Source organism: Streptosporangium sp. NPDC002524 (genome assembly GCF_040295985.1).
Lineage (GTDB): Bacteria > Actinomycetota > Actinomycetes > Streptosporangiales > Streptosporangiaceae > Streptosporangium.
In genome coordinates this window covers 57,442-79,293 of sequence record NZ_JBEOWK010000024.1, presented here as the reverse complement: position 1 = coordinate 79,293, position 21,852 = coordinate 57,442, and the positions used below count along the sequence as shown (strand labels likewise).

19 protein-coding genes are annotated in these 21,852 nt (G+C 71.2%); 7 read left to right on the top strand and 12 right to left on the bottom strand.

Annotated features, from left to right (window positions below; translation table 11 throughout):
• The first annotated feature begins 7 nt into the window (after positions 1-7).
• Both ABT053_RS33045 and ABT053_RS33040 read left to right on the top strand, forming a co-directional pair.
• The gene (locus ABT053_RS33045; RefSeq protein WP_350974431.1) at positions 8-1,360 is read left to right on the top strand and encodes a nucleotide sugar dehydrogenase; all 1,353 of its coding nucleotides are present in this window, start codon (positions 8-10) and stop codon (positions 1,358-1,360) included.
• A 5-nt stretch (positions 1,361-1,365) separates the two neighbouring features.
• Positions 1,366-2,346 (top strand): NAD-dependent epimerase/dehydratase family protein, encoded by a 981-nt coding sequence (locus ABT053_RS33040; RefSeq protein WP_350974430.1) that lies wholly within the window; start codon positions 1,366-1,368, stop codon positions 2,344-2,346.
• 285 nt (positions 2,347-2,631) lie between these two features.
• Here ABT053_RS33040 and ABT053_RS33035 read toward each other — a convergent pair whose 3' ends face one another.
• Together ABT053_RS33035 and ABT053_RS33030 are read right to left on the bottom strand one after the other, a co-directional pair.
• Positions 2,632-3,729: a DegT/DnrJ/EryC1/StrS family aminotransferase gene (locus tag ABT053_RS33035; RefSeq protein ID WP_350974428.1), complete on the bottom strand. Its 1,098-nt coding sequence runs from the start codon at positions 3,727-3,729 to the stop codon at positions 2,632-2,634.
• Complete coding sequence (locus ABT053_RS33030; protein WP_350974427.1) at positions 3,726-4,178, bottom strand: sugar 3,4-ketoisomerase; 453 nt, start codon at positions 4,176-4,178, stop codon at positions 3,726-3,728. The genes ABT053_RS33035 and ABT053_RS33030 overlap by 4 nt, the downstream gene beginning before the upstream one ends.
• A 285-nt stretch (positions 4,179-4,463) precedes the next feature.
• On the opposite strand from ABT053_RS33030, the gene ABT053_RS33025 reads away from it, so the two are divergent.
• From ABT053_RS33025 to ABT053_RS33015, 3 genes are all read left to right on the top strand, one after another.
• Positions 4,464-5,852, top strand: coding sequence for an NDP-hexose 2,3-dehydratase family protein (locus ABT053_RS33025; RefSeq protein WP_350974426.1), 1,389 nt, complete (start codon positions 4,464-4,466; stop codon positions 5,850-5,852).
• On the top strand, positions 5,849-6,832 hold the full coding sequence (locus tag ABT053_RS33020; protein ID WP_350974425.1) for a Gfo/Idh/MocA family protein: 984 nt from the start codon (positions 5,849-5,851) through the stop codon (positions 6,830-6,832). The genes ABT053_RS33025 and ABT053_RS33020 overlap by 4 nt, the downstream gene beginning before the upstream one ends.
• Positions 6,833-7,096: 264 nt before the next feature.
• Positions 7,097-8,323, top strand: a complete 1,227-nt coding sequence (locus ABT053_RS33015; RefSeq protein ID WP_350974424.1) for a methyltransferase domain-containing protein — start codon at positions 7,097-7,099, stop codon at positions 8,321-8,323.
• A 42-nt stretch (positions 8,324-8,365) separates the two neighbouring features.
• Here the strand turns inward: ABT053_RS33015 and ABT053_RS33010 are convergent, their stop codons facing one another.
• From ABT053_RS33010 to ABT053_RS32975, 8 genes are all read right to left on the bottom strand, one after another.
• The gene (locus tag ABT053_RS33010; RefSeq protein ID WP_350974423.1) at positions 8,366-9,619 is read right to left on the bottom strand and encodes an activator-dependent family glycosyltransferase; all 1,254 of its coding nucleotides are present in this window, start codon (positions 9,617-9,619) and stop codon (positions 8,366-8,368) included.
• 13 nt (positions 9,620-9,632) lie between these two features.
• Positions 9,633-10,877: an activator-dependent family glycosyltransferase gene (locus ABT053_RS33005; protein ID WP_350974421.1), complete on the bottom strand. Its 1,245-nt coding sequence runs from the start codon at positions 10,875-10,877 to the stop codon at positions 9,633-9,635.
• A 26-nt stretch (positions 10,878-10,903) separates the two neighbouring features.
• Entirely contained in the window at positions 10,904-12,172 is a 1,269-nt protein-coding gene (locus tag ABT053_RS33000; protein ID WP_350974420.1) for an activator-dependent family glycosyltransferase, read from the bottom strand.
• Between the two features lie 23 nt (positions 12,173-12,195).
• Positions 12,196-13,311: a DegT/DnrJ/EryC1/StrS family aminotransferase gene (locus ABT053_RS32995; RefSeq protein ID WP_350974418.1), complete on the bottom strand. Its 1,116-nt coding sequence runs from the start codon at positions 13,309-13,311 to the stop codon at positions 12,196-12,198.
• Between the two features lie 31 nt (positions 13,312-13,342).
• On the bottom strand, positions 13,343-15,193 hold the full coding sequence (locus tag ABT053_RS32990; RefSeq protein ID WP_350974417.1) for a fatty acyl-AMP ligase: 1,851 nt from the start codon (positions 15,191-15,193) through the stop codon (positions 13,343-13,345).
• Positions 15,194-15,237: 44 nt separating this feature from the next.
• Positions 15,238-15,930: an LmbU family transcriptional regulator gene (locus tag ABT053_RS32985; RefSeq protein ID WP_350974416.1), complete on the bottom strand. Its 693-nt coding sequence runs from the start codon at positions 15,928-15,930 to the stop codon at positions 15,238-15,240.
• Between the two features lie 168 nt (positions 15,931-16,098).
• Positions 16,099-16,407: a hypothetical protein gene (locus ABT053_RS32980; RefSeq protein WP_350974414.1), complete on the bottom strand. Its 309-nt coding sequence runs from the start codon at positions 16,405-16,407 to the stop codon at positions 16,099-16,101.
• Positions 16,404-17,012 (bottom strand): GNAT family N-acetyltransferase, encoded by a 609-nt coding sequence (locus tag ABT053_RS32975; RefSeq protein ID WP_350974413.1) that lies wholly within the window; start codon positions 17,010-17,012, stop codon positions 16,404-16,406. The genes ABT053_RS32980 and ABT053_RS32975 overlap by 4 nt, the downstream gene beginning before the upstream one ends.
• 305 nt (positions 17,013-17,317) lie before the next feature.
• On the opposite strand from ABT053_RS32975, the gene ABT053_RS32970 reads away from it, so the two are divergent.
• Both ABT053_RS32970 and ABT053_RS32965 read left to right on the top strand, forming a co-directional pair.
• Complete coding sequence (locus ABT053_RS32970; protein ID WP_350974412.1) at positions 17,318-18,547, top strand: acyl-CoA dehydrogenase family protein; 1,230 nt, start codon at positions 17,318-17,320, stop codon at positions 18,545-18,547.
• Positions 18,548-18,555: 8 nt separating this feature from the next.
• On the top strand, positions 18,556-19,830 hold the full coding sequence (locus ABT053_RS32965; RefSeq protein ID WP_350974411.1) for an activator-dependent family glycosyltransferase: 1,275 nt from the start codon (positions 18,556-18,558) through the stop codon (positions 19,828-19,830).
• Between the two features lie 103 nt (positions 19,831-19,933).
• Here the strand turns inward: ABT053_RS32965 and ABT053_RS32960 are convergent, their stop codons facing one another.
• Together ABT053_RS32960 and ABT053_RS32955 are read right to left on the bottom strand one after the other, a co-directional pair.
• A complete protein-coding gene (locus ABT053_RS32960) occupies positions 19,934-20,209 on the bottom strand; it encodes a phosphopantetheine-binding protein (RefSeq protein ID WP_350974408.1) in 276 nt (91 codons plus the stop codon).
• Between the two features lie 26 nt (positions 20,210-20,235).
• The gene (locus ABT053_RS32955; RefSeq protein WP_350974406.1) at positions 20,236-21,714 is read right to left on the bottom strand and encodes an amino acid adenylation domain-containing protein; all 1,479 of its coding nucleotides are present in this window, start codon (positions 21,712-21,714) and stop codon (positions 20,236-20,238) included.
• Positions 21,715-21,852 lie beyond the last annotated feature (138 nt).

The following is a 21,852-nucleotide window of genomic DNA, read 5'->3' as shown; positions in this document are numbered from 1 at the left end:
AGATGACATGCGTTTCCTGCCCGAGCGGGAGAACATCACGGCCGCGGTCCTCGGCCTGGGGTACGTCGGGTCGTGCGTCGCCGCCGTCCTGGCCGACCGCGGCGTGAACGTGATCGGGGTGGACACCGACCCCGTACTCGTCGAGGAGCTGAACGCCGGGCACTGCCGGTTCAGCGAGACCGGGCTGCCCGAGCTCGTGGCCCGCCACGCGGGCACCGACCGGCTGCGCGTCACCACGAGCTACGAGAGCGTCTCCGAGGCCGACGTCGTCATCGTCGCGGTCGGCACGCCCACCGGCGAGCGCGGGGTGATGAAGGAGAGCCAGCTGCGCGGCGCCTGCGAGGAGCTGGGCAGGCACATCAGGCCGGGCCAGCTCCTGGTCTTCAAGAGCACGGTCCCGCCGGGGGTGACGCGCACGCTGGCCCTCCCGCTGCTCCAGCGGGGCGGCCTGGTCTGCGGCGAGGACTTCGGCGTCGCCTTCTGCCCCGAACGCCTCTCCGAGGGGACCGCGCTGCGCGAGCTGCGCAGCTTCCCCATCATCGTCGGCGGGTGGTGCGCCGACAGCACGCAGGCCGCGGTGGCGTTCTGGCGCCGGGCCGTCGGGGTCGAGGTGATCCCGGTGGCCTCCCTGGAGGCGGCCGAGATGGTCAAGCTCGCCGACAACTGGTGGATCGACCACAACATCGCCCTGGCCAACGAGCTCGCCCGGCTCTGCGCGGCGCTGGAGGTCGACGTCCTCGACATCATCTCCGCGGCCAACTCGATCCCCAAGGGCAACGGCAACGTCAACATCCTGCTGCCGAGCGTGGGGGTGGGCGGCTCCTGCCTCACCAAGGACCCCTGGATGGTCTGGCGCGCCGCCCAGGACCGCGGCATCGACCTGCTCACCATCCCGGCCGCCCGCGAGGTCAACGACTCCATGCCGGGCTACACGAGCGACCTCATCGTGGAGGAGCTGGCCAAGCTCGGCAGGTCGCCGGTGGGCGCGAAGGTGGCCGTCCTCGGGCTCGCCTTCAAGAACAACACCGGCGACCTGCGCGAGACACCGGTCAGGCCGGTCGTGGAGGAGCTGCGCAAGGCGGGCGCGGAGGTCACCCTGTACGACCCGCTGGTCGACGGCGACGAGGCGGAGAAGCTCTTCGGGCTGCCGCAGGCCCCCTCGCTGGAGGAGGCGGTGCGCGGCGCCGACTGCCTGGCGATCCTCGCCTGGCACCGGGAGTTCCAGGACGTCGACTTCGCCGAGCTCCGCGAGCGGGTCGCCCCCTCGTGCGCGGTCGTCGACGGCCGCGCCTACTACCCGCGCGAGACCATAGACCTGCTGCGCGAGACCGGGTTCGCCTACCGCGGGATCGGGAGGTAGGGGCGATGGCGAACGTGGTCGTCACCGGCGGTTTCGGTTTCCTCGGCAGCCACCTCACCGAGGCCCTCGTCCGGCGCGGGGACGAGGTGACGGTCTTCGACGGCGGGCCGCCCCCGCCCGACCTGAACGGCACCTCCCCCCGGCGGCACGTCGGCGGCGACATCAGGGACGCCGGGTCGCTCGCCGGCGCGATCACCGGCGACGTCGACGTCGTGTACCACCTCGCCGCCGTGGTCGGGGTCGACCGCTACATCGACCGGCCGCTCGACGTCATCGACATCAACCTGTCGGGCACGAAGAACGTCCTGGAGCTCGCCGAGAAGGCCGGTGCCCGGGTGGTGCTGGCCAGCACCAGCGAGGTGTTCGGCAAGAACCCGGCCGTCCCGTGGGCCGAGGACGACGACCGCGTCCTCGGCAGCACCGCCACCGACCGGTGGAGCTACTCCTCCAGCAAGGCGCTGGCCGAGCACCTGACGTTCGCCTACATGCGCCAGCGCGGCCTCGACGCCACCATCGTGCGGTACTTCAACGTCTACGGGCCCCGCCAGCGGCCGGGCTTCGTGGTCAGCCGCAGCGTCCACCGCGCCCTGCGCGGCCTGCCTCCGGTCCAGTACGACGACGGCGGGCAGACGCGCTGCTTCACCTACGTCGACGACGCGATCGCCGCCACGATCGAGGCGGGCACCGCCGCCTCCGCCCTGGGGGAGTGCTTCAACATCGGCAGCTCCGTCGAGACGTCCATCGGCGCCGTCATCGAGCTCGTCGTGGAGCTGGCGGGCGGGGGCAGGGCGGTCCCGGTGGACCCGCGCGACGGCTTCGGCGCCGCCTACCAGGACCTGTCGCGGCGCGTTCCCGACACCTCCAAGGCACGCGCGGTGCTCGGCTGGCACACCACCACCGCCCTGCGGGACGGCCTCGCCAGGACGATCGACTGGGCGCGGGCCAACCCCTGGTGGCTGGAACAGCCCGACAGCGGCTCGGTCTGACGGCCGCAGGTCTCACGGTCCGAGACCTGACCGGCCGGGGCTTCGCCGCCCGGCCGGTCAGGCCTTTCCCGCCGACGAGGCCCGGCCGGTCAGATGTCACCGTCGGCCGTCAGGGCCGTCAGGGCCGTCAGGGCCGTCAGGGCCGTCAGGGCCGTCAGAGCCGTCAGAGCCGTCATCAGGGCCGTCATCAGAGCCGTCGTTTTCTGACCGTCGAAGCCGTCGTCCCGGCCGCCGAGAGGCACGGGGCACCGAAAGGGCCGCCGAAGGACAGAGTGGCCGGGACGGTCAGGCGCACGCCTCGCGGGTCGCGGCGACGACCGCGTCCACCGCGCGGGCGTCGAGGTGGGGGCCCATCGGCAGGCTCAGCACCTCGTCGGCGAGCCGCTCGGCCAGCGGCAGCGACCCGGGGGCGTACCCCTCGCCGGCGTAGGCGGGGGAGAGGTGCACCGCGACCGGGTAGTGGACGAGCGTGCCGATCCCGGCGGCGGCGAGCCGCTCCTGGAGCTGCCGCCTGCGCGCGGTGCGTACCACGAACAGGTGCCAGACCGGCTCGGCCCACGGGGCGGGCGCGGGCAGCACCAGGTCGCCCGCGCCCTTCAGCTCGTCCAGGTAGCGCGCGGCCACGGCCCGGCGGCGGTCGTTCCACTCGTCCAGCCGCGCCAGCTTGACCCGCAGCACGGCGGCCTGCATCTCGTCGAGCCGGGAGTTGGCCGCCACGACCTCGTGCCGGTACTTCTCGCGGGCGCCGACGTTGCGCAGCAGCCGCACCCGCGCCGCCAGCTCCGCGTCCCCCGTCACGACGGCGCCGCCGTCGCCGAGGGCGCCGAGGTTCTTGCCGGGGTAGAAGCTGAACGCGGCGGTGGAGCCCGACCCCACCCGCCGGCCGTGCTCGCGGGCGCCGTGGGCCTGTGCCGCGTCCTCCAGGACGCGCAGGCCGTGCCTGGCCGCGATCTCCTCGATGGCGCCCAGGTCGGCGGGGTGGCCGTACAGGTGCACCGGCATGATCACCTTGGTGCGGGGGGTGACGGCCTCCTCGATCCGCGCCGGATCGAGGGTGCTGTGCCCGTCCGGCTCGACCGGGACCGGCCGCGCGCCGGTCCTGGAGACCGCCACCCAGCTCGCGATGAACGTGTGCGACGCGACGATCACCTCGTCACCGGGCCCGACGCCCATCGCGCGCAGCGACAGCTCCAGCGCGTCGCAGCCGCTGCCTACCGCCACGCAGTGCGTGTTGCCGCAGTAGGCGGCGAACTCCGCCTCGAACGCCTCCAGCTCGGGGCCCATGAGATACCAGCCCGAGCTCAGCACCCGCTGGACCGCCGCGTCCAGGCCGGTCCGCAGCTCCTCGTACGGGGCCCGCAGGTCCAGGAAGGGGACCTTCACACCCCGCTCCGCGCGTCGCGCAGGAACTCGTCGTAGTCGCGGTAGTAGTCGGACTCGTCGTAGGGCTCGGAGACCAGCCACAGGCCGACCGTCCCCGGGGTGAAGTCGACCATGTCCCGCCAGACCATCGGGGTCATGTAGAGCCCCAGCCGGGGGTGGTCGAGCACGAACGTGCGCGTGCCGAAACCGTCGTCCACCTTGACCTCGAAGCGGCCGTGCACCGCTATGATCAGCTGCCGCAGGCGGCGGTGGCCGTGCCCGCCGCGCTTGGTGCCCGGCGGCATGCCGAACATGTAGTAGGCCCGCTTGACGTCGAAGTCGATCTCCTTGCCCGACTCGACCACGCACAGGCTGCCCCGGTCGTCGACGATCTCCGGGAGCTCGACGAGGCGGCACGGTTCGATCCTGCCGACCACGACCTCCGCGCCGCCGTTCACAGAAGAACTCATCGAGCCTCCACCCTCCCCCGGACGAGGGGTCGTCCGGCCCCGTTCCGTCTCGCCAGCGGGACAAACGCTATTTTCGGCGAACCCGGCGGTCAAGCGATTCTCGGCGTCTTCGAGCCGCCCGGGAAGAACGAATGCAATGGACTAACGAGATTTATATAATTACTCTCCGGCGAAGGCCGTGCGATCCAAAGACCGGAGGGTCGGAATATGACCAGCCTCCCCCAGATATCACATTCTCTGCGCCGGGAGAATAACGAATTCAGAGCCCGCCTGACGAAATCGGCGATGGCCAGGGACAGCGCCGTCCTCCCGCTCGCCGAGTTCAGGGAGTGGTTCGCCGAACGCCACCGCACGGAGCGCGCCGAGGTCACCCGGATCCCCTTCGCCGACCTGGACGGCTGGAGCTTCGCGCCCGGCAGCGGCAACCTGGTCCACCGCAGCGGGCGGTTCTTCTCGGTGGAGGGGCTGCGGGTCAGCACCCGCTCCGACCCGGGGGCGGGCTGGTCGCAGCCGATCATCAACCAGTCCGAGATCGGCATCCTCGGCATCCTCGCCAAGGAGATCGACGGCGTCGTCCACTTCCTCATGCAGGCCAAGATGGAGCCGGGGAACATCAACTCCGTGCAGCTGTCGCCCACGGTGCAGGCCACGCACAGCAACTACGTCGGCGTCCACCACGGCGCGGGCGTCCCCTACCTGGAGTACTTCACCCGGCCCCGGCCCGGCGGCGTGCTCGTCGACGTGCTCCAGTCCGAGCACGGGGCCTGGTTCTGGTGCAAGCGCAACCGCAACATGGTCGTCGAGGTGACCGAGGACGTCGAGGTCCGCGACGGCTTCTGCTGGCTCACCGTCGGCCAGCTGCAGGAGCTGCTGCGCATCGACAACCTCGTCAACATGGACTCCAGGACGGTGCTGGCGTGCGTCCCGTTCGACGGCGCGACCCTGAACGGCGGTGACGACGAGGGCGGCGACGGCGGCGACTTCCTCGGGGCGCTGCGCCGCTCGGTGGTGAGCGGCGGGGCCGCCCTGCACACCACCTCCGGCCTGCTGAGCTGGTTCACCGCGGCCAGGAGCACCAAGCTGGTCGACCGCTGGTGCGTGGACCTGGAGCAGGTCACCCGCTGGAAGCGGTCCCGCGACGAGATCGCCCACGAGGAGGGCAAGTACTTCACGGTCGCCGCGGTCGCGGTGAGCGGGGCGGGCCGGGAGGTCGGCTCGTGGAGCCAGCCCCTGTTCGTGCCGGTGGGCCAGGGCGTGGTCGCGTTCGTCGTCAAGCGGATCCACGGCGTGCTGCACGTGCTGGTCCACGCCCGGATGGAGGGCGGCCTGCCGGACATGGTGGAGCTCGCCGCCACCCTGCAGTGCGCGCCCGAGACCTACGAGGGGGTGCCCGCCGCCCGCCGCCCGCGCTTCATGGACTACGTGCTGAACGCCGACCCCTCCCGGATCCGCTTCGAGGCGCTGCTGTCGGAGGAGGGCGGGCGCTTCATGGGCGCGGTCATCAGATACCTGGTGGTCGAGGCCGACGAGGACTTCCCGGTCGAGGTGCCCGAGGACTACACCTGGGTCACCGTCGGCCAGCTGTCCGGGCTGCTGCGGCACAGCTACTACCTCAACGTCCAGGCCCGCACGCTCGTCGCCTGCCTGCAGGGACTCTGGGGAGGAGAGCGTTGACGACCTCACCGCTGCGCATGGGCGTGCTCTCGTGCGCGGACATCGCCTGGCGGCGCACGCTCCCCGCGATGACCGCCGCCCCGGCCGTGCTGCCGGTCGCGGTCGCCAGCCGCGACCCGGCCAAGGCCGGGACCTTCGCCCGCCGCTTCGGCTGCGACGCGGTCACCGGGTACGCCGCGCTCCTGGAGCGTCCCGACGTGGAGGCGGTCTACATCCCGCTGCCCACCGGGCTGCGCGCCGAGTGGGTCGGCCGCGCGCTGCGGGCGGGCAAGCACGTGCTGGCCGAGAAACCCCTCGCCACCAGCCGCGCCGAGGCCGAGGCGCTGCTCGCCCTGGCCGAGGAGCGCGACCTGCTCCTCGTCGAGAACCTGGTCTTCCCGCACCACTCCCAGCACGAGGAGGTACGCCGGCTGCTCGACGGCGGCGCGATCGGGCACCTGCGCTCCTTCGCGAGCGACTTCGGCATCCCGCCGCGCGATCCCGGCGACTTCCGCTACCAGCCCCACCTCGGCGGCGGCGCCCTGTTCGAGGTCGGCGTCTACCCGATCCGCGCCGCGCAGCTCTTCCTCGGCGGCGACATCGAGGTCTGCGGGGCGTCCCTGCGCTACGACGCCGTCAGCGGGGTGGACGTCGACGGGAGCGCGCTGCTCTGCTCGGCCAGGGGCGTCACCGCGCAGATCCGCTTCGGGTTCGAACACTCCTACCGCAGCTCGTACGCGCTGTGGGGCTCGGAGGGGTCGATCCTCCTGGACCGCGCCTACACCCCGCCCGACTCGATGCGCCCGGTCGTGCGGATCGAGCGGCAGGACCGGGTCGAGGAGCGGACGCTCGCCGCCGACCGCCAGTTCGTCAACATCCTGGAGTCCTTCGCGCGGTCCGTCAGGGAGGGCGCCGGACAGGCCGAGCACACGAAGCCGGCCCTCGCCCAGGCCGAGCTCGTCGACGCGATCCGCGAGCGGGCCCGGCGGATAACGATATGACCATGAAAAGCGGAGGAAGTGACCGCCGGACCCGCCGGTGTGCGCCGGGAAACGCTCACCGCGCCTTTTCTTTCGCGTGCCCGTAACGGGGGCCGGCGTGATTCACCACTGATTCATCCCGTTCCCCCTGGAATCCCGTGCCCTCAGAATCCCTGTGCCCCCAGAATCCCCGTGCCTCAGAATCCCTGTGCCCCCGGAATCCCCGGGCCCCAGAATCCACGTGCCCCCAGAATCTCCGTGCCACCCAGCAACGAGGAGCCAAGTATGTCTGCCCTGTCGCGGTGCCGTGTCTGTTCCGGTCCCCTCGCCGAATTCTTCGACTTCGGACGCCAGCCGCTCTCCGACGCGTTCGTCCGCCCCGAGGATTTCGCGGACGAGTTCTTCGTGCGGCTCGCCGTCGGGATATGCGAGTCGTGCACGATGGTGCAGCTCATGGAGGAGATCCCCCGCGACCGCATGTTCCACGAGGACTACCCGTACGTGTCGTCGGGCTCGGCCGTCATGCGCGCGCACTTCGAGAAGCTGGCCCGCAGGCTGCTCGCCACCGAGCTGACCGGCACCGACCCGTTCGTGGTCGAGCTCGGCTGCAACGACGGGGTGATGCTGAAGGCGATCGCCGAGGCCGGGGTGCGGCATCTGGGCGTGGAGCCGTCCGGCGGGGTGGCGGAGATGGCGCACGCCAAGGGCATCCGGGTCCGCAAGTCCTTCTTCGAGGAGGAGACCGCGAGGGACATCCTCGCCACCGACGGCCGGGCGGACGTCATCTACGCCGCCAACACCCTCTGCCACATCCCCTACATCGAGTCCATCCTGCGCGGGGTGACCGCGCTGCTCGCCCCGACCGGGGTCTTCGTGTTCGAGGACCCCTACTTCTCCGAGATCGTCGAGCGCACCTCCTTCGACCAGATCTACGACGAGCACTTCTACTTCTTCACCGTCCGCGCGGTCCAGGCCATGGCCGCCCGCTTCGACCTGGAGCTCGTCGACGTCGAGAGGCTCCCGGTGCACGGCGGCGAGGTCCGCTACACGCTGGCCCACACCGGCGCCAGGACGCCGACGGAGGCGGTGGCCGAGCTGCTGGCGGACGAGAACAAGCGCAACCTCGCGGCGATGCCCACGCTGACGGGCTTCGCGAGCAGCGTCGAGAAGATCCGCGACGACCTCACCGCCCTGCTGCGCGAGCTGCGCGACGACGGCAAGCGGGTCGTGGGCTACGGGGCGACCGCGAAGAGCGCCACGGTGACCAACTACTGCGGCATCGGCCCGGAGCTGGTCCCGTTCATCTGCGACACCACCGTCGCCAAGCAGGGCAGGCTCACCCCCGGGTCGCACATCCCGGTCCGCGAGCCGTCGGCGTTCGCCGAGCCGTACCCCGACTACGCGCTGCTGTTCGCCTGGAACCACGCCGAGGAGATCATGGCCAAGGAGCGCGCCTTCCGCGAGGCGGGCGGCAAGTGGATCCTGTACGTGCCCGAGGTGCACGTCGTCTGATCCCACGGGGTCCCGGGGCCGGTCTCCGGCCCCGGCCCTTCGCTACCCGCGGTGTTGGGCGGTGAGTTTTTCGAGGTGGGGGACGAGTTGGTTGGGGCCGGGGGTGGCGAGGGTTTCTTGGCGGAGTTGGTGGGCGGCGTGGGTGAAGGAGGGTTCGCGCAGGAGGCGTAGGAGGTGTTCGCGTACGTGGGGGCCGGTGGCTTTGCTGCTGTGCAGGGTGAGTCCGGCGCCTTGGCGGGTGAGGAGTTCGCCTTTGAGGGGGGCGTCGAACATGTCGGCGAGGATGAGCTGGGGGACGGCGTTGACGAGGCTGGTGGAGAAGGAGCCGCCTCCGCCGTGGTGGATCATCGCCGAGCAGGTGGGGGTGAGGGCGTGTAAGGGGACGAAGGAGACCAGGCGGGTGTTGTCGGGGATGTGGTGGAGTTCGGCCTGTTGTTTTTCGGGGAGGGTGGCGACGACTTCGATGTCGAGGTCGGCGAGGTGGGTGAGGATGTCCTGGACGTCGACGGAGTAGCCGTCGAGGCGTTCGGTGGCGGAGGTGCCCAGGGTGAGGCACACCCGTGGTTTGTCCGGTGGGGTGTGGAGCCAGGGGGGGATGACGGCGGTGCCGTTGTAGGGGATGTAGCGCAGCGGCAGGTAGGTGTGGGGCAGGTCCAGCCGCAGTGAGGTGGGGGTGTAGTCGATCGTGAAGTGCCCGGTCGTCAGATCCTCCGAGAAGGTGGTGCCGGCCTTGGCGGCCCACTCCCCGAGCCACTCGGCGAGCACGTCCTGCCGGTCGCCGGGCGGACGCTGCTCCTTGACGCGCAGATAGTGGCCGCGCATCCGGGCGAACAGGTCCAGCCCCCACATGAAGCGGGCGTGCGCCGCCCCGCACGCCTTCGCCGCCACCCCTCCCGCGTAGGTGAGCGGCTCCCAGATCACCAGGTCCGGTTCCCACTCCCGGCAGAACGCGGTCAGCTCCGCCGTCATCGGGTCGTTCACCACCCGCCACCACCACGGCACCACCCCGCCGTACCCCCAGGTGAGGTGCTCCCAGGTGAGCACCTCGGGGCGGTCCTCGGCCATGTCGAAGGCCGGGGCGCCGGGCGCCACCCGTTCCAGGAGCTTGGAGAAGCGGCGCAGCCGGTGGTCCCGGCCGACGGGGACGGCGGTGAGTCCGGCCCCGGTGACGACGTCGGTCAGCTCCGGCTGGCTGGCCACCCGTACCTCGTGGCCCGCGTTGCGCAGCGCCCACGCCAGCGGGACCATCCCCAGGAAATGACTCTTCTCGGCGTGGGTGGCGAACAGGACGCGCATCTTCTTCCCTCCGCTACCCGCGGTGTTGGGCGGTGAGTTTTTCCAGGTGGGGGACGAGTTGGTTGGGGCCGGGGGTGGCGAGGGTCTCTTGGCGGAGTTGGTGGGCGGCGTGGGTGAAGGAGGGTTCGCGCAGCAGGCGCAGGAGGTGTTCGCGTACGTGGGGGCCGGTGGCTTTGCTGCTGTGCAGGGTGAGTCCGGCGCCTTGGCGGGTGAGGAGTTCGCCTTTGAGGGGGGCGTCGAACATGTCGGCGAGGATGAGCTGGGGGACGGCGTTGACGAGGCTGGTGGAGAAGGAGCCGCCTCCGCCGTGGTGGATCATCGCCGAGCAGGTGGGGGTGAGGGCGTGCAGGGGGACGAAGGAGACCAGGCGGGTGTTGTCGGGGATGTGGTGGAGTTCGGCCTGTTGCTTCTCCGGCAGGGTCGCGACGACTTCGATGTCGAGGTCGGCGAGGTGGGTGAGGATGTCCTGGACGTCGACGGAGTAGCCGTCGAGGCGTTCGGTGGCGGAGGTGCCCAACGTCAGGCACACCCGTGGTTTGTCCGGCGGGGTGTGGAGCCAGGGGGGGATGACGGCGGTGCCGTTGTAGGGGATGTAGCGCAGCGGCAGGTAGGTGTGGGGCAGGTCCAGCCGCAGTGAGGTGGGGGTGTAGTCGATCGTGAAGTGCCCGGTCGTCAGATCCTCCGAGAACGGGACCCCCATGCGCCTGGCGTGCAGCCCCAGCCACTGCCCGAGCGCGTCGGTGCTCACCCCCGCCTCCTGCCTGGCCCGCAGATAGTGGCCGCGCATCCGGGCGAACAGGTCCAGCCCCCACATGAAACGGGCGTGCGCCGCCCCGCACGCCTTCGCCGCGACCCCTCCCGCGTAGGTGAGCGGCTCCCAGATCACCAGATCCGGTTTCCAGTCCCGGCAGAACGCGGTCAGCTCCGCCATCATCGGGTCGTTCACCACCCGGCACCACCACAGGACGTGCCCCTGGTAGCCGGACTTGATCTGCTCCCAGGTGAGCATCTCGGGGCGGTTCTCCGCCATGTCGAAATCCTTCTCCTGGCCGGTGTCCTTGGCGAGCTGGAGCAGCCTGCCGAGTCCGTGGTTCGTGCCGAGCGGTACGGCGGTGAGCCCGGCGCCGGTGATGACGTCGGTCAGCTCGGGCTGGCTCGCCACCCGTACCTCGTGGCCGGCGTTGCGCAGCGCCCACGCCAGCGGAACCATCCCCAGAAAATGGCTCTTCTCGGCGTACGACGTGAACAGGACGCGCATGGTCTTTCCTTCCTGGGGCCTCGCCGTCAGCCCGCGGTGGTGCCGCGGTGTTCTGCGGTGAGCCTTTCCAGCTGGGGGACGAGCTCGTTGGGGGTGGGCATGGCCTCGATCTCGGCGCGCAGGTCCGCCGCGGCCCGGGTGAAGGAGGGTTCGCCCAGCAGGCGCAGCAGGTGCTCGCGCACCCGGGGGCCGGTGGCGTCTCGGCTGTGCATGACCAGCCCGGCCCCCCGGCCCGCGAGCCGCTCGGCGAGCAGCGGCTCGTCGAACAGCTTCGGGACCATGAGCTGCGGCACGCCCCGGGAGGCCACCGTGAACACCGTGCCCGGTCCGCCGTGGTCGATCACGACGGAGCAGGTGGACGCGAGGGCGTACAGCGGGACGAAGGAGACCAGGCGGGTGTTGTCGGGGACGTGGTGGAGTTCGGCCTGTTGTTTCTCGGGGAGGGTGGCGACGATCTCGATGTCGAGGTCGGCGAGGCTGGTGAGGATGTCCTGGACGCTGACCGAGTAGCCGTCGAGGCGTTCGGTGGCGGAGGTTCCCAGGGTGAGGCACACCCGTGGCTTAACGGGTGGGGTGTGGAGCCAGGAGGGGATGACGGCGGTGCCGTTGTAGGGGATGTAGCGCAGCGGCAGGTAGGTGTGGGGCAGGTCCAGCCGCAGTGATCCCGGGGTGGGGTCGATGGTGAAGTGGCCGGTGGTCATCTCCTCGGAGAAGGTGGTTCCGGCCTTGGCGGCGCGGGCTCCGAGCCATTCGGCCATCGCGTCGCGCTCGTGGGGGGCCTGTTCCTGTCGGACGCGCTGGTAGTGGCCGCGCATCCGGGCGAACAGGTCCAGGCTCCACAGCAGCCGGGCGTGCGCCGCCCCGCATGCCTTGGCCGCGATCGCCCCGGCGTAGGTGACCGGCTCCCAGATCACCAGGTCCGGCTTCCAGTCCCGGCAGAACGCGGTCAGCTCCCCGATCATCGGGTCGTTCACCACCCGCCACCACCACGGCACCAGCTCCTCGTGGTAACCCCGGCGCAGATACTCCCAGGTGAGCTTCTCCGGCCGGTCCTCCGCCATGTCGAACGGCGGCGGCCCGTCCGGGTCGAAGCTCGCCCCGTGCGTGAGCAGCTGCTGCAGCATGTGGTCCCTGCCGACCGGCACGGCCGTGAGACCCGCGCCGGTGATGACGCCGGTCAGCTCCGGCTGGCTCGCCACCCGCACGTCGTGACCGGCGTTGCGCAGCGCCCACGCCAGCGGGACCATCCCCAGGAAATGGGTCCTCTCCGCGTGGGTGACGAACAGCACGCGCATCGGCCGGTCCCCGCCCTCCGCCGTCACAGGGCGGCCAGCACCTTGAGCAGCGACTCGACGACCATCGCCTGGTCGTTCTTCGTCAGCGAGGGATACATCGGCAGCGAGAAGATCTCCTTGGCCGCCGCCTCCGTGACGGGCAGGCTCCCGATCTCGTACCCCAGCTTCGCGAACCCCGACATCGTGTGCACCGGCCACGGGTAGCTGATGTTGAGCGACACGCCGTAGGCCTTGAGCCCCTCGATGATGTCGTCCCGCCGGGGGTGGCGGACCACGTACACGTAGTACGAGTGCTCGTTGCCGGGGGCGACCGCGGGCAGCACGACGTCGGTTCCGGCGAGCGCCTCGGCGTACCCGGCCGCGACGGCCCTGCGGGCCTCGACGTACCCGTCCAGCCTGGTCAGCTTGCGGCGCAGGATCTCCGCGTGCACCTCGTCGAGCCTGCTGTTGTGGCCGGGAGTCCGCTCGACGTAGTAACGCTCCCGCATCCCGTAGTAGCGCAGCTGCCGCAGCGCCGCGTCCACCTCCGGGTCGGAGGTGATCGTCGCCCCGCCGTCGCCGTACGCCCCGAGCACCTTGGTCGGGTAGAAGGAGAACGCGGCGGCCTCGCCCATCGAGCCCGCGATCCGGCCGTGGTGGCGGGCCGCGTGCGCCTGCGCGCAGTCCTCGAAGACCACCAGGTCGTGCCGGTCGGCGATCTCCCGCAGCGGCGCCATGTCGACGCACTGGCCGTACAGGTGCACCGGGAGCAGGCAGCGGGTCCGTCCGGTGACCGCCGCCTCCACCTGGCCGACGTCCATGAGGTACGTGTCCTCGTGCACGTCGACGAAGACCGGGGTGGCGCCGACGGCGTCGATGGCCACGACCGTGGGCGCCGCCGTGTTGGACACGGTGATCACCTCGTCGCCCGGCCCGACGCCCAACGCCTGGAGCCCCAGCACGATCGCGTTCGTCCCGTTGTCGACGCCCACGCAGTGGGAGACGCCGTGGTAGGCGGCGAAGGCCGCCTCGAAGTCCCGCACGCCTCGGCCGAGCACGAGCTGGCCCGAGCGGAACACGGTGTCCACCGCGTCGAGGATGTCCTCCCGCTCGTTCTCGTACTCCTGCAGATAGTCCCAGACGTAAAGGGGCCTGGTCATACATCACCTCCGGAAGGGGAGCCACTTCGGCTCAGCGGTCGAACTCCCCGCGGAGGTACTGCTCCCGGCAGGCACCACGGCGGATCTTTCCACTGGTCGTCCGCGGCAGGGTGCCGCGCCGTACGAGGACGAGGTCGTGCGCGGTCAGACCGTGGTTGCGGGTGATCTCCTGGCGCAGGTCGCGCAGGGTCGCCTCCACCTCCGGTCCTCCCGCCGCCAGGAGCGCGGGTTCGGCCTCGACGAGGACGACGAGCCGCTCCTCGCCGTCGATCTCGGCGGAGAACGCGGCGGCCGCCCCCTCGGCGGCGGCACCCCCGGCACCCCCGGCACCCCCGGTGCCCCCGGCGTCCCGGGCGGCCCGCGCGGTCTGCACGGTCGCCTCGATGTCGTCCGGGTAGTGGTTCCGGCCACGCACGATGATCATGTCCTTCGCCCTGCCGACCACGTGCACCCGGCCCTCCAGCAGGAAGCCGAGGTCGCCCGTGCGCAGCCAGGGGCCGGGAAGCAGGTCGCCGTCCGGCTCGGCGAGGTGTTTCTCGAAGACGTCGGCCGACCGCTCGGGCCGGTTCCAGTAGCCGTCCGCCACGTTGGGCCCGCTCACCCAGATCTCGCCGACCCGGCCGTCCGGCAGCGGGCCGCGGTCCTCCCGGTGCCGGATCCGCACCGACACCCCCAGGCTCGGCGTCCCGCACGACACGATGCGCACGGTGTTCGGGCTGCCGGGCGGGAGCTCGCGGGCGACGCCGGCGGCGAGGGCTTCGCGGTCGAAGGACCGGTCGGTCATGCCCTCGCCGACCGGCGGGGCGCTGACCGGGAGGGTCGCCTCGGCCAGGCCGTAACAGGGGGAGGGGGCGGTGGCGGACAGCCCGCCGGCGGCGAACGCCGAGGTGAACGCCTCGGTGGACTCGGCGTACACCGGCTCGGCGGCGATCGTGAGCAGCCGCAGCGAGCTCAGGTCGAGCTCGCTCCTGCGCTCCCCGGTCACCCGGCGCACGCACTGGACCAGGCTGGAGCTCGGCGTGATGCTCCAGTCGGCCCGGTAGTCGGAGATCATGCGCAGCCAGCGGTAGGGGTCCTGCACGAAGGCCATCGGACTGAGGTTCACCGAGTGCGCGCCCGCGCCCAGCGGGTTGGTGATCCCGCAGACGAGGCCGAAGTCGTGGAAGAACGGCACCCACGACGCGATGACCGACGACGGCCAGTGCGCCCTGATCTGGTAGTTGGTGACGGCGAGGTTCAGGTGCGTGACGCGGACGCCCGCCGGGGTGCCGGTGGAGCCGGAGGTGTACTGCAGGTACGCCACGTCGTCCGGCCGCATCGGCGGCCTGCGCCAGTCCCCGGCCCCGTCCGAGGGGATCTCGTCGACGCAGACCAGGTGGGCGGGCGGGTCGTCCATCCCGTCCAGCAGGCGCTGGACGGACGGGCGTACGGCGGAGACGGTGAGCACGCACCTCGGCGCGCAGTCGCCCATCACCGAGAGCAGGCGCTCGTTGCTGCGCAGCGCCTCGGGCGCGTACAGCGGCACCGCGACGAGCCCCGCGTACAGGCAGGCGAGGAAGGCCACGACGTAGCCGGGCTCGTGCGGGCAGAGGACCGCCACCCGGTCGCCGGGCTCGCACCGCCCCTGAAGGTCCGCCGCGACCGCGCGGGCCCGCTCGTCCAGCTCGGCGTAGCCGATCGTCCGCGCGCTCTTCTCCCGGCGGCCGGTGTCCCGGCGCATCCCGTACTCGACGAAGGTGACCGCGGGGGAGGAGCCGGCCGTCCGGGCGAACAGGCCGACGCTGTCGGGCAGGTAGCGGAGGCGGAGGTGTCGCGATCCCCGGGCGGTGGTGACGGCGGTCTCGATGACCTCCTCGGGAAACTCGCCGGAATCGGGGCTCAAGCTGTCTTCTCCGTCCGGTGGGTGAGGTCCTGCGACCTCGGGGGTCAGGCGGACTGGGGGAGCGCGTCCGACCGGGCGGCGGTCTCCCTGGCCTCCAGGGCCGCCAGCGCCGCCCGGTCCAGGTTGGAGACCATCCAGACGAGCAGGTCCTGCTCGGTGCTCTCCGCGGCCTCCTGCCAGCGCTTCTTCTGCTCGGCGATGACGTTCATCTGGATGTGGGTGACCTCGTCGGCGACCCCGCCGTTGCGCTCCGCCTTGATGCGCCGCCGCAGCTCGTTGCGGGACCAGGCGCCCTTCTCGGCGCGGTTGAGCCAGATCTCCTGCTCCGGCTCGGGCAGGCTGGCCACCTCCGCGTGGTGCTGGAAGCTCAGCTTCTCCCGGCGCCGGGGCAGGCTGAACTGCCGGGCCACCCAGGCGTAGTTGCGAAGGGTCTGGTAGTCGAGGGAGGTCTCGGCGATCGCCCGCTTGTAGCGGTCGGGGTACTGGGCCTGGCCGTAGATCAGCCAATCTCCCAGCCACCAGGCGGACGAGTCGGAGATGATGAAGATCTGCCGGCCCAGGCGGCTCCAGGCGGTCAGCGACATGCCCGGGGGGAGGGAGAGGGCCGTTCTCCTGGTCATGCCAGGTGCGTCCATGGCCATCCGCGCGTTGTGGGCGGGCCTGGTCTGTCCGTGATGCGTGGTCTGTCCGTGATGCGTGGTCGCAAGACTCGGGTAGCCGTTCACGTCTGTCGTCACGTCTGTCACACCCTTTCGCCTCGACGGATCCGTCGATGGCTGAGAGTTTGCCCTAGGTGCCACGGGAGAGTTCTAGACGACATCTAGACGCCCTGACGGGAGCGTGTGGGGAGCCTGGCCGATGCCGTTCTCCCCGCTCACCGGTGTCGTACGGCGCGTCGCAGGCTGTCACTGGCCGCCGGTGCCGGGGGGAAGACGTTCGATAACGAAGTCCGCCAGATCGTCGAAGTTCCGGCCGCCGAAGCCGGCCATGTCGTCCAGGAGCGGGACGCCATAGGCGTCCTCCAGGGCGAGGATCAGGAGGATGATGGAGAAAGAGTCGAGGTTGCCCAGATCGCTGGGCTCGCTGATCTCCCCCAGGTCGGTCAGCTCGGGGATGGCGAGCTCGTTGGAGCTGAACAGCACGATCTTCAGCGCCTCACGCTCGATCCGCTCGCGTACGCCCTTCTTCTGGTCGGAAACGAACATCTCGGTCAACTGATCTCTCCTGACGACGTTTCAGCGGAATCGGTGGACGCGGCGGACGCCGCGTTCCGGCGTTCGAGCGGGCTCTGCACGAGTTTGTTGAGGAGATCGGCCCCGTGCTCCTCCCAATACTCGCGGTAGACGGCGTAGATATGCACGTCCCGCAGCGCTCCCCGGTCGTAAAGATGCTCGGGAAGAGTCGCCTCTTTGTGGTCGGAGTCGTAGCTCGTATGAAGAATCTTGAAATCCGGCTCGACGGTCCAGAAATATATCTTCCTGACGTTCCACATCGCGAAGGCGTAGTTGATCGTCAGCAGAATGACCTCCGCGCCGACCCCGTTGCCGGCGGTGGCCGGATCGGTGAGGAAGCTCGCCCGCACGTGCCGCCCCGACAGGTCCAGGTGGTGGAACGAGACGTATCCCACGACCTGGTCGGTGTCCTGGCGCTCCACGGTGAACTGGGCGGACACCTCCTTGGCGTACAGCGCGGCGAACACCTCGGCCGAGGGCAGGTCGTTCAGTCCCGCCTTGAGGAGAAGGTCGTGCGCCGTGACGCCCTCCGGGAGGTTGGCGTGGCGCAGCAGCGTCCTTCTGGTCTTGGTGTGGGGAAAGAGCACGTTCTTCCACCTTCAACTCGGCGTCGCGGCTGAATGGGATTACCCGGAGGCTTATTCGGGCTGGCCGGGCGGCCGTCGTCCCCGTATCAAAGAGGCGGGCCCGTCTCGCCAGCGGGACAGATGCTAGTTCCGGGTGATCTATGGGTCAAGTTATTCTCCGGTGGTCTCAATGTCCATGCGAATGGTCTTTTTCGGGGCGCGGGCAATTTCCCGGTTGATTTCTTAGGCCGGTCGCGGAAAGGTCGTTTATGGTGCAGGCGGCGGCAGCGGGCCGACGTACGAACGAGGGGAAGCGGGATGGGCCGATGACAGTGCACACCGAGGACGCCGCGATGCAGGGAGAACTCCTCGAACCGATCACGTCCGAGGGCCGCGACCTGCTCCATCTCATCGAGACGCACCGGCCGGCGATCGCGGAGGCCGCCCCGGACAACGACCGCCGAGGGAGCTTCCCCCACGATGTCTTCGAAGGGCTGCGCAAGGACGGCGTCCTCGGCGCCACGGTGCCCTCCGCGCTCGGCGGGCTGGGAGTCGAGCGGATGCACGACGTCTCCCTGGCGCTGCTGAGGGTCGCCGAGGCCGACGCCTCGACGGCGCTCGCCCTGCACATGCAGCTCAGCCGGGCGCTGACGCTGACCTACGAGTGGAGGACCGGCCCTGCCCACGCGCGGGCGCTGGCGGAGCGGCTGCTGCGCGGCATGGGTTCCGGCGAGGCCGTGGTGTCCACCGGCGTGAAGGACATCCCGCGCGACCGGCGCCCGACCACGCTGACCCCGGCCGACGACGGCGGCTGGCTGCTGTCGGGCGGCAAGACGCTGGTGAGCATGGCGCCCATGGCCACCGACTTCGCCGTGTACGCGCAGACGCGCGTCCCCGGCCAGCGCCCGCAGTCCGGGATGGCGGTGCTCACCCGGGATACCCCGGGCCTCACCGTGATGGACAACTGGGACGGGCTCGGCATGCGGGCCTCGGGCAGCGTGGACATCGTCTTCGAGGACTGCCGCATCGCGCCGGAGGACGTCGTGCTGCGCGGCCCCGCCGGGGAGCAGAACCTCGCCATGCTCGCGGGCCAGACGGTGAGCTCGATCACCATGCTCGGGATCTACACGGGCATCGCCCAGTCGGCGCGCGAGATCGCCGTCTCGACCCTCCTGCGCAGGGGGGCGGCGGGGGCCGCCGCGGCGCGGACGCTGGTGGCCGAGATGGACGCCCGGCTCTTCACGATGAGGTCGACGGTCGCGGCCGCCCTGGCCAGGGCCGACCGGCTCTCCTACGACGACTCGGGCGACCCGCAGGAGCGCGGCCCGGCGATGATGACGCCGTTCCAGTGCGCGAAGATGGTCGTGAACCAGCTGGCGCCCGCGATCGTCTTCGACGCCCAGACCCTGATCGGCGGCGCCTCCTTCTCCGCCGCGCACCCGCTGGCGCGCCTCTACCGCGACGTGCGCGCGGGCGGCTTCATGCAGCCGTACACCTTCGTCGACGCCGTCGACTACCTGAGCGCCCAGGCGCTGGGACCCGTCAGGAACGGTTAGGGGACTCCATGCGCGTTCTCTTCACCGCGTACGCGGAGAAGACCCATTTCCTGGGGATGGTCCCGCTGGCGTGGGCGCTGCGCAACGCCGGTCACGACGTGCGGGTGGCGAGCCAGCCGGAGCTGACCGATGTCATCACCGGCGCGGGTCTGACGGCCGTGCCGGTCGGCAAGGACCACATCCTGCACCGGCTGGTGGGGCGGACGAAGGAGCTGCCGGCGACGGCGCCGCGGGCGCCCTCCTACGACCTGGCCGAGGACCGCCCCGAGGTGCTCACCTGGGAGTACCTGAAGAACGGGTACGGCGGGCAGTTCGTGCCGTGGTGGGCCCGGGTGGTGAACGACCCGATGATCGGGGAGCTGACCGCGTTCTGCCGGGACTGGAGGCCCGACCTGGTGATCTGGGAGCCGGTCACCTACGCCGGGGCGATCGCGGCCAAGGCGTGCGGAGCCGCGCACGCCCGGCTGCTGTGGAGTCTGGACCTGTTCGCCCGGATGCGCGGCCACTATCAGCGCGTCCGACAGGAACAGGCTCCGGACGAGCGCGACGCGATGGCCGAATGGCTCGGAGCCCGCGCCGCCAAGGCCGGAACCACCTTCTCCGAGGAGATGACCACCGGCCACTTCACCATCGACCCCACCCCGGGATCGTTACGGCTGGACCTGCCGCACACCTACCTGCCGTTGCGCTACATCCCCTACAACGGCACCGCCGTCATCCCCTCCTGGCTGCACACCCCACCCGTTAAGCCCCGGGTGTGCCTAACACTGGGAACCTCCGCCACCGAACGCCTCGACGGCTACTCGGTCAGCGTCCAGGACATCCTCACCAGCCTCGCCGACCTCGACATCGAGATCGTCGCCACCCTCCCCGAGAAACAACAGGCCGAACTCCACCACGTCCCCGACAACACCCGCCTGGTCTCCTTCGTCCCGTTGCAGGCCCTCGCCCCCACCTGCTCCGCCGTGATCAGTCACGGGGGGAGCGGCACGTTCCTCACCATGGCGGGGCAGGGGGTGCCGCAGCTGATCGAGCCGTTCATGTTCGACGACGAGCTCCGGGCCGAGCGGCTCGCGGCCCAGGGGGGCGGGCTGGTCATGCACGGCCGCGACGCCAGCGGCCCCCGGGTGCGCGAGCACCTGCTGCGCCTGCTGGGCGAACCCTCCTTCGCCGAGGCCGCCGGAAGGCTGCGCGCCGAGATGGAGGCCATGCCCACCCCCAACGCGCTCGTCCCCCAGCTGGAAAGGCTCACCGCCGAACACCGCGGCACCACCGCGAGCTGACGGCGAGGCCCGCCCGGGGGTCCCCGGCGCCACGGGTCCCCGGCGCCACGGGTTCCCGACGTCAGGGGTTCCCGGCTCGCGGCCGGGGACCCCTGACCGGGAGTCAGCCCTGGGCCGCGTACGGGCTCAGCGCGGCGGTGAGGCCGCGGACGCTCTTGAAGGCCCGGGGGTCGATCGTCTCGAACGCCACGTCGATCCCCATCTCGTCGCGGATGTGGCTGACCAGGAGCGCGGTGTTGAGCGAGTTGAGGATCCCCCACTCCAGCAGCGGCGAGTCCTCGCCGAGCTCCCCGCCGGGGTCGCCCGACAGGAACCGCTCCCGGATGAAGGCGAGCAGCCGATCCGATATCTCCCGCTCGGACAGGTCGGTGGTGGTCACGATGGTCGTCTCCTTCACAGCTGGATTCACGGCGTGGTCCCGGAGCTCAGCGCGGCCCGGTCGATCTTCCCGTTGCGGGTCCTGGGCAGCTCGTCCACGAAACGGATCTCGTCGGCGATCATGTAGGGCGGCAGCCGTTCCGCGCTGTGCCGCTTGAGTCCCAGCACGCCCGGCGCGGTGCCGGGCGCGGGCAGCACGAACGCGCGCAGCCGCGCGTCGGCGCCCTCGCCGCTGACGACCACGGCGACGCCGGCCACCTGGGGGTGGCTGCCGAGGACGGCCTCGACCTCGCCGAGCTCCACCCGGTAGCCGCGCACCTTCACCATGTGGTCGCGACGGCCCAGGTAGTCAAGCGACCCGTCGGGGAGCACCCGCACGATGTCCCCGGTGCGGTACGGGCCCTCCTGGGGCTCGCGTCCCCAGTAGCCGAGCATCACGGTGGGCCCCTCCACGACCAGCTCGCCCTCCTCGCCGGCCCCGGCCTCCCGGCCGTCCGGCCGGACGACCCGTACCGTGTCGCCGCAGGCCGCGCGGCCGATCGGCACGGAGCGGTCGCGCGCCAGGTCGGCGGGGACGACCTCGTGGAAGGTGCAGACGTTGGTCTCGGTCGGGCCGTAGAGGTTGAGCAGGCGCGCGCCGGTCCAGGCCGCGAGGTCGCGCACCCCCGCGATCGGGAAGGGCTCGCCCGCGAAGAGCAGCGCCCGCAGCGAGGGGGGCGCGGGCGCGTCGAGCAGGCCGCCGTCGCGCATCATCAGGGTGAGCGCGGACGGCACGGAGTACCAGACGCTGACGCGCTCGCGGCGCAGGAAGTCCACCATCCGGGCGGGCGCGTAGGCCAGCTCGGCCGGGACGGGGCAGACCGTCGCCCCGGCCGAGAACGCCGCGTACAGGTCCAGCACCGACAGGTCGAAGGTGAACGGCGCGTGGTTGGCGAAGCGGTCGTCCGGCCGGGCGTCCAGCTCGGCCGCGGCCCAGTCCACGAAGGCGCGGGCGGCGCGGTGGGTGACGCTCACCCCCTTGGGGGCGCCGGTCGAGCCCGAGGTGTAGAGCACGTACGCCAGGTCGCCGTCCTCGACCGGGTGGTCGACCGGGACGGGCCGCGCGCCGGACGGGGGGTCCCGGTGCGCGTCGAGGTCCACCGCGCGCACGTCCGTTCCCAGGTCCGCGGCGATCGACTCCAGCCGGTCGCCGGTGGCGCACACGGCGCGGGGGCGGCAGTCGCGGACCAGGGCGGCCACCCGGGCCGCGGGCGCGGTCTCACCGGCCGGTACGTAGGCGGCGCCCAGGCGCAGCACGGCCTGCATCGCCACCACGGTGAGCGGCGACTTCCCCGCCCAGATCACCACGCGGTCGCCGGGGCGCACGCCCTCGCCGGACAGCGCGTGCGCGAGGGCGTCGGCGCGCCGGTCGAGCTCCCGGTAGGTCAGCTCGCCGGTCGGCCCGGCGAGGGCGAGGTTGTCCGGGAAGCGGGCGGCGGCGTCGATGAGGAGCCGGTGCAGGCTCACCGTTCTGTCTCCCTCGCGACGGGGCCCGGGTGTACGGGCCGGTGCGGGCTCACAGGCTCAGCCCCCTCGCGGCGAGGTCCAGATGGCGAGGAGACGTACCGAGTACCGGGCTCACAGGCCGAGCCCCCTCGCGACGAG